At 36.5% G+C, this 16,445-nt stretch carries 13 protein-coding genes and 1 pseudogene; 12 read left to right on the top strand and 2 right to left on the bottom strand.

Annotation, left to right across the window (positions count from 1 at the left end):
* Positions 1-87: 87 nt before the first annotated feature.
* Entirely contained in the window at positions 88-1,464 is a 1,377-nt protein-coding gene (locus CKK03_RS00850; RefSeq protein WP_099360750.1) for a GntP family permease, read from the bottom strand.
* 811 nt (positions 1,465-2,275) lie between these two features.
* Between CKK03_RS00850 and CKK03_RS00845 the strand changes: the two genes are divergently transcribed.
* The 11 genes from CKK03_RS00845 to CKK03_RS00795 all read left to right on the top strand — a co-directional run bounded on the left by CKK03_RS00845 (position 2,276) and on the right by CKK03_RS00795 (position 15,106).
* Positions 2,276-3,163 (top strand): 3D domain-containing protein, encoded by an 888-nt coding sequence (locus CKK03_RS00845; RefSeq protein ID WP_099360749.1) that lies wholly within the window; start codon positions 2,276-2,278, stop codon positions 3,161-3,163.
* A 545-nt stretch (positions 3,164-3,708) separates the two neighbouring features.
* A complete protein-coding gene (locus tag CKK03_RS00840) occupies positions 3,709-4,155 on the top strand; it encodes an Lrp/AsnC family transcriptional regulator (RefSeq protein WP_099360748.1) in 447 nt (148 codons plus the stop codon).
* A gap of 52 nt (positions 4,156-4,207) precedes the next feature.
* Positions 4,208-5,056 (top strand): M55 family metallopeptidase, encoded by an 849-nt coding sequence (locus CKK03_RS00835; protein ID WP_099360747.1) that lies wholly within the window; start codon positions 4,208-4,210, stop codon positions 5,054-5,056.
* Positions 5,057-5,217: 161 nt separating this feature from the next.
* Positions 5,218-6,144, top strand: a complete 927-nt coding sequence (locus tag CKK03_RS00830; RefSeq protein WP_099360746.1) for an ABC transporter permease — start codon at positions 5,218-5,220, stop codon at positions 6,142-6,144.
* Position 6,145: 1 nt separating this feature from the next.
* Complete coding sequence (locus CKK03_RS00825; protein ID WP_099360745.1) at positions 6,146-7,090, top strand: ABC transporter permease; 945 nt, start codon at positions 6,146-6,148, stop codon at positions 7,088-7,090.
* Between the two features lie 12 nt (positions 7,091-7,102).
* Positions 7,103-8,119, top strand: coding sequence for an ABC transporter ATP-binding protein (locus CKK03_RS00820; protein ID WP_099360744.1), 1,017 nt, complete (start codon positions 7,103-7,105; stop codon positions 8,117-8,119).
* Entirely contained in the window at positions 8,119-9,069 is a 951-nt protein-coding gene (locus CKK03_RS00815; protein WP_099360743.1) for an ABC transporter ATP-binding protein, read from the top strand. The genes CKK03_RS00820 and CKK03_RS00815 overlap by 1 nt, the downstream gene beginning before the upstream one ends.
* Positions 9,070-9,191: 122 nt before the next feature.
* Positions 9,192-10,805 carry a peptide ABC transporter substrate-binding protein gene (locus tag CKK03_RS00810; RefSeq protein ID WP_099360742.1) on the top strand — a complete coding sequence of 538 codons (1,614 nt, stop codon included), beginning with the start codon at positions 9,192-9,194 and terminating at the stop codon, positions 10,803-10,805.
* A 67-nt stretch (positions 10,806-10,872) separates the two neighbouring features.
* Positions 10,873-11,244, top strand: coding sequence for a DUF3899 domain-containing protein (locus CKK03_RS00805; RefSeq protein WP_099360741.1), 372 nt, complete (start codon positions 10,873-10,875; stop codon positions 11,242-11,244).
* A gap of 62 nt (positions 11,245-11,306) precedes the next feature.
* Complete coding sequence (locus CKK03_RS00800; RefSeq protein WP_342744882.1) at positions 11,307-13,103, top strand: S9 family peptidase; 1,797 nt, start codon at positions 11,307-11,309, stop codon at positions 13,101-13,103.
* 374 nt (positions 13,104-13,477) lie between these two features.
* Positions 13,478-15,106 (top strand): peptide ABC transporter substrate-binding protein, encoded by a 1,629-nt coding sequence (locus tag CKK03_RS00795; protein ID WP_099360740.1) that lies wholly within the window; start codon positions 13,478-13,480, stop codon positions 15,104-15,106.
* Between the two features lie 84 nt (positions 15,107-15,190).
* Here CKK03_RS00795 and CKK03_RS24220 read toward each other — a convergent pair.
* Positions 15,191-15,403, bottom strand: a pseudogene (locus tag CKK03_RS24220) (HD-GYP domain-containing protein); the annotation flags it as partial.
* A gap of 159 nt (positions 15,404-15,562) precedes the next feature.
* Between CKK03_RS24220 and CKK03_RS00790 the strand changes: the two are divergent.
* Positions 15,563-16,408 (top strand): formate/nitrite transporter family protein, encoded by an 846-nt coding sequence (locus CKK03_RS00790; protein WP_099360739.1) that lies wholly within the window; start codon positions 15,563-15,565, stop codon positions 16,406-16,408.
* Positions 16,409-16,445: the final 37 nt, after the last annotated feature.

The following is a 16,445-nucleotide window of genomic DNA, read 5'->3' as shown; positions in this document are numbered from 1 at the left end:
GCAATCCAATATAATTCCTCGTCTGTTTGTATAGTAAAGAAAAAGAGCCCTATAACTGAGCTCTTTAACGGTTTTTACTTTATGAACTTAGATAAACATGTTAGCAATTAAGATAAGAATTAATCCTGTAAACCACATAAGAGTCGTTGGTACTGACCAAACCAAGATTTGCTCTTTTACATTTTTAATACCTAACATACGGTTTACTACCCAGAAGAAGCTATCATTAAAGTAAGAGAAAATAAGTGATCCTAATGCAGCAGCTTGAGCAGCAAGTGCCATGTTCACATCTAATTGAGCTAAAATTGGCGCTGAAATAGATGCTGCAGTTATCATCGCTACTGTTCCACTACCTTGAACTAAACGAACCATACTAGCTACAAAGAAAGGAATTAGAACTGCTGGTAACGGTAGGTCTGCTATTTGTTGAGCAATGTAATCCCCTGTACCACTTGTACGCAATACGTTTCCTAGCGCACCACCTGCACCTGTTACTAGTAAGATAATACCAGCATCTTGAATACCTTTTTCCATTTCTTCAAGAGTTGTATTACGGCCTAGTTTTCCTGATAATGCATAAATAGCTGTGATTAAACCAAGTGCAACCGCTATGATTGGTGTACCTAAGAAAGTAAAGATTCCATAAATACCTTCTGTTAATTCTAAAGCTGATAATGTTGTATTGATAAAAATAAGGATAATCGGAATTAGGATTGGTAAAAACGATCTTGCAAATGATGGCAGTTCTTTTGATCTTTCATTTACAATTTCCAATAACTCTGGGTAAGTCATTTCTTTTTCAGGTCTAACATATCCAGATTCTGATTCATCACTTGGAAGTTGATAAATTTTCTTACCAAGCCATTTCGCATATAAAACCCCTACAATCATTAGAGGTATACCAAATCCAAGACCTAAAGCGATCATTAGACCGATGTCTACACCGAAAATTCCTGCAACACCTAATGGACCTGGAGTTGGAGGTACGATGGAGTGTGTAAGTACAAGACCAACTGCTAATGATACACCGATCGCTATAACTGATTTTCCGGTTTTCTTTGAAAGTGTCTTTACTAATGGATTTAAAATAACGAAAGCAGAGTCTACAAAAATCGGAATGGAAATAATATAACCCGCTATTGCCATTGCCCACTCTTCTTTTTTCTTACCAACAAATTTAATTAATGAATAGGCTAATGTTTCGGCAGCACCTGTTATTTCAAGAATACGCCCCATCATAACACCTAATCCAATTACAATACCTACTGAAGCTAACGTGCTCCCGAATCCTGCTGAGATAGCTCCAGCAACTTCACCAGGAACCATTCCTCCAACAAGTCCAGCGATTGAAGCTCCTATTATGAGTGCTAGAAATGCGTGAATTTTTGTTTTTAATACAAGTAAGATTAATACGATTACCCCGAGTATAAGCCCGGAAACCATTTGGATGCCTGACGGTTCCATTTTATTACTTCCCCCTTAATTTGAAGATGTGTTTTTATTTGAATTGAAATAATGGATGAGATACCAGCTTTCATTTTTTGTAAAGGTCTGTTAGAACATACCGATTAGTACCGCTTACTAAATTTCTCACTTACAAGTATACGGTTACATTTTTTTACATCGGCACAAATAGGACTATTACACTTGAGCTAATCAATAGATATTCTACTAAATAAAACTTTCTGTAACATTTGTTTCAATAATAAAGTGTACAACTCCGTTAGCATCTCGATCCATCCCCAAAAAAACACTGCAAGTGCTTACAATCGAAGGGTAAAAATAAGTGGTATCAACCACTAATCGATTAGTCCTATTTATAGGTAAAATTGCAACACATTATTAAAAGTTTCATATAAAAGATGAATTGTTCGCTCAAGAAATGTTGCGTATCGCATCACTACTTGTTCTTTATCAGATTCTATACTGTTCTAACAGTCTTGTCAAGTAGACAATAATCGACATTTTGTTTATTTTTACAACAATATACTCATTTCACTTATAAACTCCTCTATATTAATAGACTAATTGATTCATCACTGTTAAATTTTACTACACGTAATATTAACCGGTACTTGTTTCCTATTCTAAAATAATAGAAGAATCCCCTGCAGTCTGAGTAAACCATATATTTCAACTACTAGTATGCTAGAAATATTCTTGCAATATAATTGCCACAGATGAAACCAAATTATCACCTCCCTGTTCTTTTTCTACAGAATATCTATGATACGATTATTGAAAATTAGCAACTACAGAATATGGAGGGTAAAAAATGCTAAAAAAAATGGTAGCAATCTTGACAGGTACTGTACTCTCAGTAACAGTAAGTGCAAATGTACAAGCTTCAATGATTACAGTACAAAAAGGAGATACCCTTTGGGATCTATCACGCGCACAAAATACATCAGTTAAAAATACAAAAATGTTGAATCACCTTTCGACAGACCTCATACACCCTGGGGATGAACTATTTATTGCACCAGAAAAACAATATACGGTTAAGAAAGGCGACACATTGTGGGACATCGCCATAAATCATCAGGTACAGGTTTCGCAAATAAAAGAATGGAACCAATTACATAGTGATCTTATCCATCCTGGATTAAATCTAGTAATCTTCGAAGGTGCAAAAACAGTTGCAACAGCTGTTGTAGAAAAACCGGTACAGTCAGTTGCAGGTACAACAAAAGAAACTAAAAGCACAGTTACATCTGATAAAAAGACAAATAAGAGCACCCCTGTAGCACCCGCTACACCTGCAGCAACTACAGAAAAGCCAAAAGAAAGTGCACCTGTAGCAGCCGCTACTGAAAAACCAAAGGAAAGCCAAGCTACAAAACAAGCGGCATCAACAACTAGTAATACAAGTCAGAAGGAAATAACTGTAACAGCTACAGCTTACACCGCTACATGTGATGGATGCTCCGGTATTACATCTACTGGTATTAACCTATTGGAAAATCCAGATGCAAAGGTGATTTCAGTTGACCCATCTGTTATTCCACTTGGTAGCAAAGTTCATGTAGAAGGTTATGGCGAAGCAATTGCCGGAGACACTGGTGGAGCGATTAAAGGAAACAAGATTGATATATTTATTCCTTCCAAGCAAGATGCAATTAATTATGGTGTCCAACAAGTAAAGGTAACGATTTTAGATTAAGGAAATTGGATAACTTAGCTATTACAAAAAAAGACCCTACAAAACATTGAGCTCAATGTTTTGTAGGGTCTCTTTTATTATTTTTTGAAAAACGGCTTCATTCTATTATATAGTAGATAATCGTCATTCTATTTTCCATTCATTCTTAGTACCACCATACATCCCCATTGTGTAATCTCCTATTAATTCTAATGAACCTCCTATTCTATTTACCGTTCAACTGCTTATAAAGCATATAAATTTCGACAATTTCCCCTTCGTTCCTAAAACTATTCTAATAATAATAACATGTTCAAAAATGCACTTATATAGTGCTTATCATCTAAAAACTCCGTAAACATGAGCATTACTGATACGTAAGAAAAAAATTCTTCCTAATTAACAAAATTATAATTGATTTCTGAAAACTATTTCTATATAATAGCAACTAATTCCTTATTTAGATAATAAATTATATTTAAAGTATTTTAAATTGGTAGTGAAAGTAAAATTATTATCCTTTTGTGATAGTCATTTAGAAAAAAGTACTGAAAGGGGGAGAATGATTGCATTATGAATTAGATGAACTGGACAGTGGAATTATTCGACATTTATCGATTGATGGCAGGATGTCGTTTAAAGAACTTGCCTGCAAATTAAATGTAACAGAAAAGACAGTAAGGCTTCGTTACAAAAGCTTAATTGAAAAAGAAATTTTAAACGTGGTAGGCATTGTTGATCCAATTACTGTCGGAATTAAGGCTGGAGCCATTATTTTAATTAAGGTTCATCCTAAGTCTATACAAACTGTTGTGAAAGACTTACAGGAAATTAAATGGATTCGCTATATTTCATTAGTTTCAGGCGAATATCAACTTCTTATACAAATAGCTGTTAAAGATCAAAAGAAAATCACAGATACTATCATTCTTTTAAATGAGAATGAAAATATATTAGAAATAAATTCCATTGTTCAGCTTGATGTATATAAAAATACGTTTGAATTTATCTAATGACAATTTTTTTAAACAATTCGTAATTCTAATGAAAAAGGGAGAGAGTTTAATGAAAATATTCATTTCTGCTGATATGGAGGGTATTTCTGGAGTTGCTACCAACCAACAATTAAAAACCCCTAGTGAGTATCAACGTTTTCGTAAACTAATGACAGCTGATGTAAATGCTGCAATCGAAGGGGCATTCAATGGTGGTGCAACGGAAGTAGTCGTAGCTGATGGGCACGGTAATATGTCCAATATTATTATAGAAGAATTAGATTCTAGAGCTCGACTAGTGTCAGGTAGTAATAGAGTGATGTGTCAGCTTGAAGGTCTTAATGAAACATTTAGCGGCATTATGTTTGTTGGTCATCATGGACGCGAAGCTGGATCTGATGTAACCGTAATTAGCCATACATTGGCAGGTATTTGTGTAAAGGAAATGAAAATTAATGGCAAGGTTGTTGGGGAGACAGAAATGAATACAATGGTTGCAGGTTCTCTTGGTGTCCCAGCTATTTTCATTAGCGGAGACGATGCTTATGTAAAAGAAGTGAAAGAAACCTTACCTAACGTAGAAGGGGCAGTGACCAAAAGAGCGGTTGATAGATTTTCTGCAGAACTTCTACATCCTGAAGTAGCGCAAACTATCATTCGTGAGAAAGCAGAGAAAGCTGTTAATCGTATTGGAGAGTTTACACCTACTAAAGTGAATGGCCCTATTACATTTGAAATTGATTTTAAAGGCCCACAACAAGCTAAAATGACAACGACTCTTCCTACTGTTGAACTAATTAGCCCAACAAAAATTCGCTTCACTTGTGATGACATGGTGACAGCGTACAAACATATGTGGGGTTGTGTCATTATTGCAATGACAGCTACAAACGGTGTACTAGGTAGTGTAAATTCATAATTACTCGTTTATCAAATAAGTAGAAACTTAAAGCCATTTTTTGTGTTAAGCCCCTGCGCCTGTCCCTCCCTCTACTATTTTGTAAGAATTTCATAGGTACATAGTTTGTTGAGGCAGACGAAGGCGCATTAGCTTTTCATATTCTGGAGGTGTTGTGTTACATGTATATAATTAAACGATTTCTTACCATGTTACTTACGATTTGGGTAATAGCTTCCCTAACTTTCGTAATAATGAAATTTATCCCTGGTGACCCATTTGCATCTGACTCTAATGCATTACCACCAGAAGTGTTAGAAAATATGCGAGCAAAGTTTAATTTAGATGAACCCTTACCAGTTCAATATGCTCTCTATTTGAAGAATCTCGTCATGCTAGATTTAGGTCCTTCCATTCAATCCGAAACTCGTACAGTAAACCAGATTATTTCGGACGGATTCTCCGCATCTGCAATTCTCGGTCTTCAGTCCATTATTATTGCACTTGTAATTGGACTTATGTTAGGGATTGTTGCTGCTTTAAACCATAACCGATTCCTAGATTATACATCGATGATTATTGCCATAATCGGGATATCAGTACCTAGCTTTATATTAGCACCATTTTTAATCAAATATTTTGCAGTTGAGTGGGGGCTTCTCCCAGTTGCTTCTTGGGGTACATGGCAGCATACCGTACTTCCTTCATTAGCATTAGCAACAACACCTTTAGCTGTTATTGCTAGATTTATGAGGTCTAGTATGCTTGAGGTCATGAACCAAAACTATATTAAGACAGCAAATGCTAAGGGATTATCCACAACGAATCTAGTTTTAAAACATGGAATACGAAATGCAATATTACCTGTTGTGTCTTTTATAGGCCCTTTATTTGTTTCATTAATCACAGGTACATTCGTAATTGAAAATATATTCGCAATTCCAGGAATTGGTCGTTACTTCGTAGATAGTATTTTTAATCGTGATTACCCAGTAATCATGGGTACAACGGTATTCTTTAGTACGATTCTTGTTGTAACTCTTTTTGTGATTGATATTTCATATCGTCTCATTGATCCTAGAATTAAGTTATCAAGTAAGGGGGATTAACATGATAGAGAAAAGTGTGGATCATTCCCTATTTCGTCCGGCAGATCCAAAAAAACTAAAGGCTGATCCAATACAACGACCAAGTCTGAGTGTTTGGAAAGAAACCGTATTAAGTATTCTTAAAAATAAACTTGCTATATTTGGTCTTGCTTTATTGGTTGTAATCATGTTTTTCGCTATTTTTGGACCAATAATGGCACCTTACTCGGCATCCGATCAAGACTTAACGAAAACAAACCTGGCTCCTTCAGGGGATCATTGGTTTGGAACAGATGATTTAGGTCGTGATATGTGGGTTAGAACATGGATGGGTGCTCGAATATCCCTTACCATTGGTCTTGTTGCAGCCGTAATTGATTTATTCTTAGGGGTTGTTATCGGGGGTATCTCTGGTTATATGGCAGGTCGCGGAAAGCTAGGAGATCGAATTGATAGTGGACTAATGAGAATAGTAGAAATCCTTTATGGGATTCCATACCTGTTAGTCGTTATTCTGTTGATGGTAATGATGGAACCCGGGGTAACCACCATCATAATTGCACTATGTGTAACGGGATGGGTCGGGATGGCCAGAATTATACGTGGACAAGTTCTGCAATTAAAATCTCAAGAATACGTATTGGCAGCACAAAAGCTTGGTACATCACATGCAAAAATAATATCCCGACATTTAGTACCAAATATGATGGGGATTATCATCGTCAATTTAACGTTTTCCATTCCAAGTGCAATCTTTGCTGAAGCATTTTTAAGTTTCCTAGGACTGGGTGTACAAGCTCCATTCGCAAGCTGGGGTACCATGGCAAATGATGCATTAGGAGTTATTTTAAGTGGACAGTGGTGGCGTTTATTTTTCCCTGCAGTGTTAATCTCACTAACAATGTTTGCATTTAATGCATTTGGTGATGGATTACAAGATGCTCTTGATCCAAGATCTCGAGATTAGGAGGTTTTTAGATTGGCCCATTTATTAGAAGTTAAGAATTTAGAAGTTAATTTTAAAACGTATGGAGGAGAAGTCAAAGCTGTACGTGACGTATCCTTCCATGTAGATAAAGGTGAAATACTTGCTATAGTCGGGGAAAGTGGTAGTGGTAAAAGCGTTACGGTTCAATCTATTATGGGATTGATTCCAACTCCTCCAGGTGTTATTAGAGGAGGTACCATTCACTTTCACGATAAAGATATTCTAAAGATGTCCAAAAAAGAAATGCGAAAAATTAAGGGTTCAAAAATAAGTATGGTTTTCCAAGATCCGATGACATCTTTAAATCCTACCATGCGCATTGGAAAGCAAATTGAAGAAGGACTTATCCTTCACCAAGGGTTATCTAAAGAAGATGCAAAAAAACGAGCAATTGAAATGATTAAACTCGTAGGTATTCCAAACCCTGAAGAGCGATATAATCAATTTCCACATGAATTTAGTGGAGGTATGAGGCAAAGAGCGATGATTGCAATCGCCTTAGCGTGTAATCCGGAGTTGTTAATTGCAGACGAACCTACAACCGCACTTGATGTAACAATTCAGGCACAAGTCCTTGAGCTTATGAAGGATTTACAGAACAAATTAGATACTTCTATTATTTTAATAACACACGACCTCGGTGTAGTTGCTGAAACTGCACAACGTGTAATTGTAATGTATGCTGGGATGATGATCGAAAGCGGAACGGTCTTTGACCTATTTGAAAATCCAAAACACCCTTATACTTGGGGTTTGCTTGAATCCATACCAAAAGTTGAGGATGGAGAGAAAAAACCATTGGTTCCAATTGAAGGATCACCACCAGATCTTTTTTCTCCTCCAAAAGGATGTCCATTTGCTCCTCGTTGTAAATTTGCAATGGACATTTGCTTAGAGGAAATTCCACCAGATTTTGAAATAGAACAGGGACATACAGCAAAATGCTGGTTGAACGACCCTAGAGCTCCAAAGGTAGAAGATTTAGTTGCAGCAGGGAGTGAAGAATAATGACGGAACATATTCTTGAAGTTCAACAGCTTTCAAAGTATTTTCATATCAATAAAAATCAGACTGTTAAATCGGTAGACGATATTTCTATCTCCATTAAAAAAGGGGAAACATTTGGCCTTGTAGGTGAAAGTGGTAGCGGTAAGTCTACCTTAGGAAAGACAATTGTAGGCTTACAGACGCCTACATCTGGAAACATCTTCTACAATGGTAAAGATGTAGAAAAATTAGACAAAAACACAAAAAAAATAATTAACCGTGAACTGCAAATCATTTTCCAAGACCCACATGCATCTCTTAATCCTAGGATGCAAGTTGGGGACATCATCGCAGAAGGTATGGACGCTTATAAGCTAGCAAAAGGACAAGAACGTCAAAATCGCATCTATGAATTACTTGAAAGAGTCGGACTACGACCAGAACATGCAAAACGCTATCCACATGAATTTAGTGGTGGTCAACGACAACGTATAGGTATTGCAAGAGCACTTGCCGTTAAGCCAAAGTTTATCGTTGCTGACGAACCTATTTCTGCTTTAGATGTGTCCATCCAGGCGCAGGTTATTAATTTGCTAGATGATTTAAAGAAAGAGGAAGAATTAACATATTTGTTTATCGCCCATGATCTAGGAATGGTAAAACATATAAGTGATCGAATCGGTGTAATGTACTTAGGAAAGATGATGGAAATGAGTGAAAGTGACGAACTTTTTAAAAATCCATTACATCCTTATACACAGGCACTGTTATCAGCTATTCCTAACCCAAATCCACGAGCAGATAAAAGAGAACGTATTGTTCTTCAAGGTGATCCGCCGAGTCCGGTAAACCCTCCAAGTGGTTGTCGTTTTAGAACAAGATGCCCACATGCAATGGATATTTGCTCTCAAAAAGCCCCAGAGTGGAAAGAGGTTCATAAAGATCATTGGACAGCTTGTCACTTGTATTAACTAGAGGTAGTTACTATCCCTAAAGATAGATTACTATAAGCTAGGTTCTTCTGTTTTGTTTGTATCATAATGGGTTTCAAATGACAGCTAGAACGTAACAAAAAAGAAGGGAAGATTTAAATATGAAGAAATGGCTAGTATTATTAGTCACTGTACTATCACTCTCAACAGTACTCGCTGCTTGTGGCGGAGGTAATGAAAGTGGTGGCGAAGGTACAGAAGTTAAGCAAGAAATTGTCGTTAATGCGATGTCTGAACCACCTGCAATTGACCCTGCATTAGCAGAAGATACAACCTCTGGTTGGGTTATCGATCATATTTTTGAGGGTTTATATACTCGTGATAAAGATGGAAACCCAGTCCTTGGTGTTGCTGAAGATGTAAAGGTTTCTGATGATGGGAAAACATATACTTTCACACTTCGTGAGGATGCAAAATGGTCTGACGGTTCACAAGTAACTGCGCATGACTTTGAATATGCATGGGAGCGTGTGCTGAATCCAGAAACAGGAAGCTCATTTGCATTTTACCTCTATTATATTAAGGGTGCAGAAGAGTATAACAAAGGAAACGGAACAGTCGAAGACGTTGGTATAAAAGCAGTTGATGACCGTACATTCGAAGTAGAACTAACAAGTCCACTTGGTTATTTTGATAGTTTGCTAACGTTATGGACATTCTATCCTGTTAAAAAAGACCTTGTAGAATCCAATAAAAATTGGGCTGCAGAAGCAGAAGGTTATATCAGTAATGGTCCATTCAAAATGACAAAATGGGCTCATGATAGTGAAGTAGTTATTGAGAAAAACGACCAATATTATGCAAGTGATGTCGTGAACCTAAACAAGGTTACCTTTAAAATGGTAAACGAAGCAACAACGTACTATCAAATGTTCAAAACAGATGAACTCGATTTAATTATGACATTGCCTACAGATGCAATTGATGCTGAAAAGCAAAATGAAGAATATCATGCTGTACCGTATTATGGAACATATATGTATATGCTAAATGTAGAAAAAGAACCATTCAACAATGCTAAAGTGCGTAAAGCATTTGCAATGGCAATAGATCGTAAAGCACTCGTAGAAAATGTAACAAAGGGTGGAGAAACACCAGCATTTGGCATGGTACCTCCTGGAGCAGAAACTCCTGATGGCGACTTCCGAGAAGTTGGTGGGGACTATTTAAAAGAGGACTATGATGAAGCGAAAAAGCTACTAGCTGAGGGAATGGCTGAAGAAGGTTGGACAGAGCTACCTGAAGTTACATTATTGTATAACACAAGTGAGAACCATAAGAAAATTGCTGAAGCTGTACAAGAAATGTTTAAGAAAAATCTTGGTGTTTCGATTAAATTAGCCAACCAAGAATGGGGTACTTATTTAGATACAACCGAACAAAAAAATTATCAGATGGCTCGTATGGGCTGGATTGGTATCTTTGTTGATCCAGTTGTAATGCTTGACTACTATTTAGGTGATAGCCCAAATAACCGTACTGGATGGGTAAATGAAGAATTTGATAGTCTCATGCAGCAAGCGAAAGTGGAGCAAGATCAAGCAAAACGTTACCAACTTCTCCATGATGCTGAAAAAGTATTAATGAATGATTTACCATTTATTCCGGTTTCATTCTATACAAATACATTCCTTACTTCAAATGAATTTGAAGATATTGCCTACTATGTAAACCGTTATCCTATGTTAAAATGGGCTAAAAAGGTTTCTGAATAATCGTAAACAGGCAGAGTGAGCCATTTGTTTGACTCCCTCTGCCCTATTAAATAAGGGGCTTAAGAAGATGAAAAAAGTTATTTTTCCACTATTCATTATCCTTTTCTGGATCGGGATAATTGCATTTCTGCATCTATCCTTACTTGAATGGATAAATGTAACCTTCCTAATCGGACTGATTTCAGGTTTGATTGCTATATCCGTGAGGATTATTCATACCGGATTTTTACGCCTTTTTATGTCTGGTTTTAAGAAGTTGAATATGACTATGATGCCAAAGTCTAGGTCATTACAACAAGTGGATGAGGAATTAGAAAATAATGAAGACATCATTCAATTTAAGCATAACCTTTCTATGATGATTTATAAGGTAACATTACAATTTTCGATTTTGACAATATCTCTTTCTGTTATTGGACTATTTGTATTTTATAAATAAAGCAAATAGTCTTTTTTTGTATATACTAGACCATTCAAAAATAAAGATAGGGTGAATTAGAAATGGAAATGACACTTGAATCAAAATTACATAGCTATTTAAACGCAGTTTCTGCTTATAAGCCTACTGCTATCCCAAACCAAAATACAGTTACATTTTTAACTAAGAAAACTGGCATACCTCAAGTATGGAAGTGGAACAAAGATACTTCAAAGATTGAACAATATACGGATTTAGAAGATCGTATTTTATCAGTCTATCATTCACCATCTGGTGATAAAACCGTTGTTGGAATGGATTCAAAAGGGAATGAAAAACAACAGTTTTATCTTCTAAAAGAGGAGGGGAAGATTGTTGAAGAATTAGTGGTCTCTCCTCCCCATTTCCACTACCTTGGAGGTTGGTCTCCTGATGGTAGTAAAATTGCCTATTCGAGCAATAGAAGGCATCCAGGAGCCTTTGATGTATTTATTATGGATGTTGAAACAAAACAAGAATCCGTTGTATTTGAATATGATGGAAACTGTACACCTCTAGTATGGCTAAAAAATGGAGAACAGCTAGTTATCAGCATTCAAGAGACAAATATAGATACATCATTATATGTTCTAGATATACATACTGGAGAAAAAAATAGAATTGGATTTGAAGGAACTCAGGCAAGATACCAATCTCTCATTTTAACAAAGGATGGTAAAAACGGCTTCGTGTTATCTGATGCTTACAACGATACATTAGATATCTACCAATTTAGTTGGGATGAGCCTACTGCACTGAAAAATTTATTCTCAATTGATAAATGGGATGTTGAAGAGATAGCATTGTCACCCAATGAGGAAAAGCTAGTGTATACGGTCAACGAAGGGGGAATATATTCACTTACCATATTTAATTTGATGACAGGTAAACATGATCAAATAATGGGCATTCCAAATGGCGTTTTGGACTCTCTTTCCTGGTTAGATGACAAAAACCTGATATTCAGCTTAAATAGTCCAACCCTCCCTGGGGATATATGGAGAGCCTCCATTGACCTAAAAAAAGCAGAAAGACTTACATTTGTAGGACGTTCAGAAAGTGTCGAGAACCTATGGCTAGAGCCTGAACTATGTACGTTTTCCTCCTTTGATGGGTTAGAAGTTCCATATTTTATCTATGGGAAAAAGGAGCAGTCTCAGCCTCTTGTCATATACGTCCATGGTGGTCCGGAATATCAAATTAAGGCGGAATTTAACCCTGTTATCCAATTTCTAGCTGGCCAAGGATTTGCCGTGGTAGCACCAAATGTCCGTGGTAGCATGGGGTATGGAAGAAAATATGTACAATTAGATGATGGACGAAAGCGTATGGATGCTGTTGCTGACCTTGCTTGGCTTGTTCAGGATCTTATTACAAACAGGTCAGTTGATAAGAATAGAATCGGAATTATGGGAAGAAGCTATGGGGGCTTTATGGTTCTTGCGGCTTTAACACACTATCCTGATATTTGGGCAGCAGGAGTAGACATTGTTGGGATTTCTCATTTTAAAACCTTTCTTGAAAACACTGGTTCATGGCGCCGAAAATTGCGTGAGTGTGAATACGGGACCCTTGATGAAGATGTAGATTTCTTTGAAGAGATAGCACCATTAAATCATACAAAGAATATATCTGTTCCATTGTTAATTTTTCATGGGCGTAATGATACGAGGGTGCCCGTAAGCGAGGCGGAGCAACTATACTCTGATCTACGCACTCAAGGTAAACAAGCTGAACTGGTCATTTTCGAGGATGAAGGGCATCAAACGGAAAAAATGGAAAACCACATTAAAATGAATACAATGATTGTTACCTTTATGAATCAATATTTAAAAAGATGACTTTCCTAAAAGAGAAGTGAAAAGATATTTTACACTTCTCTTTTTATTTTAATTTGTTGCACAATTATACTTTTTTCCCTTTCGATTCAATTTTACTAGTGCAAATATATATTTTATTCCCCTTTTTAAAAATTATTATTGATTTCTGAAAATTATTTTTATATAATGACTATTATTCATTCCTAATTTAGGTAGGAAAATCGTTTCTAAATATTGCTAGTAGGTAATTTCCAAATTAGAAAACCGATTTTCGGTAAAATTAAGGTATTTTAGTATCTATTTAGGTACATGGTTATTATTCATAGAGTCTACTACTGCTTTTTAAGTAACACGACGATATGATCCAATAAAATTGATACAAAGGAGAGAAAAACATGAAGAAAAAGTGGCTAGTATTATTAACATTAGTTATCGCAGTTTCGTCCATTCTTGCCGCATGCAGTAGTAGTTCTACTGGTAAAGAATCAGGTGGCAAGAGTTCCGCAGATGTAAAACAGGAAATGGTGGTTAATATTAAGACTGAGCCACCTGCGATTGATCCAGCAATGGCAACAGATGTTCCTTCTGGATGGGTTTTAGATCATATTTTTGAAGGCTTGTATACACGTGATAAAGATGGTAACCCTGTATTAGGTGTTGCTGAAGATGTTAAACAATCAGACGATGGAAAGACTTATACGTTTACTTTGAGAGAGGATGCTAAATGGTCTGATGGTACTCCTGTAACCGCATATGATTTTGAATATGCATGGGAACGTGTCTTAAGTCCTGATACAGGAAGTGCATTTGCATTTTACTTGTATTACATAAAAGGTGCTGAGGATTATAACAAAGGAAAAGGTTCTCTGGAAGATGTAGGAATCACTGCGAAAGATGATCGTACCTTTGTTGTTGAATTAAATTCTCCACTAGGTTATTTTGATAGTCTATTAACATTATGGACATTCTACCCAGTAAAGAAAGAGCTAGTTGAAACGAATAAAAACTGGGCAGCTGAAGCTGAAGGCTATATTAGTAATGGTCCATTTAAAATGACTGAATGGAAGCATGATAGCCAAGTAGTTATTGAGAAAAACAAAGAGTATTACGCACAAGATGTTGTGAATCTAGAAAAAGTTACATTCAAAATGGTTGGAGAAGCAACGACATTCTATCAAATGTTCAAAACAAAAGAACTTGATTTAGTTATGACATTACCTACTGATTCTATTGATGCTGAAAGAAAGAATCCAGAGTATAAAGAAGTCCCTTACTATGGAACATACATGTATATGTTTAACGTCGAAAAAGAACCATTTAATAATGCAAAAGTACGTAGAGCATTTGCAATGGGAATTGACCGTGATGCGTTAACAAAAAATATTACAAAAGCAGGAGAAACTCCAGCATATGCAATGGTACCAACTGGAGCACAAACCCCAGACGGTGAATTCCGTGAAACTGGTGGAGACTATTTCGAAGAAAACTATGAAGAAGCTAAAAAGCTTTTAGCTGAAGGTATGGCTGAAGAAGGCTGGACAGAACTACCAGAAGTAACGTTGCTCTATAATACAGACGAGAATCACAAAAAGACTGCAGAGGCAGTTCAAGAAATGTTGAAAAAGAACCTTGGGGTAGATATTAAGCTTGGTAACCAAGAATGGGGTACTTACTTAGACACAACCAAGCAACATAACTATCAAATGGCACGTATGGGTTGGATTGGAATATTCGTCGATCCAGTGGTTAACCTAGATTACTATTTAGGGGATAGCCCGAATAACCGTACTGGATGGGTAAATGAAGAATTCGATAGCGTGATGGCACAAGCTAAGGTTGAACAAGATAATAAGAAACGCTATGAACTTCTTCACGAAGCTGAAGAAATTCTTATGACAGACATGCCGTTTATGCCAGTATATTTCTATACAAATAACTACCTTGTTTCAGAAAAATTTGAAGATGTTGCATACTATGTAAACCGTTATCCTACATTAAAGTGGGCTAAGAAGGTTTCTGAATAAAGTAAATGGCAGAGAGAGTTTATAAAGACTCTTCTCTGCCTTTTTTTAAACAAAAACAAAAAAGTACCCATAAAGGGTACCCCATTATATTCGCTTTTCTTCTTTTAAAATATCCTCAAAGACATCTACCACTTTTTTATCGTAGTGAGTCCCTGCTAGTCTTTTTAACTCATCTATAGCAATTTGTGGAGTTAAAGCCTTGCGATATGAGCGGTCTTCCGTCATTGCATCAAATGTGTCACTTACGGCAATGATTTGTGCTTCTATAAGTATTTCGCCCTCCTTTAACCCATGCGGGTAACCGCTTCCACCTACAAAACAAGCTTATCTCCGTGTTTACCATATTTAGCATGCATATAGTTAAATGTAAGTTTTTGTAAATAAACATTGCGTTGCTAAAATCCAACTCAGTACAATAAAGGAGACTACATACAAAAATAAATGGAGGCAATGACCTTGGATTATGTTAAACCAACCCAGTTAATAGAGGATGTTGCACATGCCGGTGCTTATAAATCCACCCTAAAAATAAGTGACATTTTGATTAAAGGCATACTTTCAGGAGCCTTTCTCGGCTTTGCAACAACACTCGCCTTTACTGCCACAATAGAAACGAACCTAAGTATTGTTGGAGCTTTGGTCTTTCCAGTTGGATTTGTGCTCGTATTATTATTAAGTCTTGAACTTGTGACGGGTAATTTCGCGATGCTACCGCTTGCTAGAATAAGAGATCTTACCTCAAGCAAAAATGTCATCTATAACTTTTTCTGGGCCTTTCTCGGAAATCTATTAGGAAGTCTATTTTATGGTGTTTTATTTTATATAGTTACTACAAAACTCGGGCATATCACTCAAGGAGCCATGATTGATAAGATGATTGCTGTTGCAGAGGGAAAGACCCTTACATATAAAAGCATTGGTGGAGATGGTTTTATTGTTGTTATAACAAAGGCCATCTTATGCAATTGGATGGTAACATTAGGGGCCTTTATGGCATTCGTTTCAAGTTCAACTATTGGAAAAATTGCTGCCATGTGGCTTCCGGTCTTTATATTTTTCGCCCAAGGGTTTGAGCATGCTGTTGTAAATATGTTTGTTATTCCAACAGCGATACTTATGGGTGCTGATATTACATTAGGTGATTGGTGGATTTGGAACCAAATTCCGGTTACAATTGGTAACTTTATTGGAGGATTTGTCTTTACAGCCCTAGCACTTCACTTAGTGAATAAGAAGAAAGTAACAAAACCTGAAAACGTAGTCGTTAACTACCCTCCTTCCCTAAAAGGTAAAGAAATGTAGCAAGTCTACACCCTTTTGGAAATTCATTGAAAGACAT

This window comes from Fredinandcohnia onubensis (genome assembly GCF_002734215.1).
Lineage (GTDB): Bacteria > Bacillota > Bacilli > Bacillales > Bacillaceae_L > Ferdinandcohnia > Ferdinandcohnia onubensis.
The sequence above is the reverse complement of the archived record's forward strand: the minus strand, read 5'-3'. Positions and strand labels throughout refer to the sequence as shown.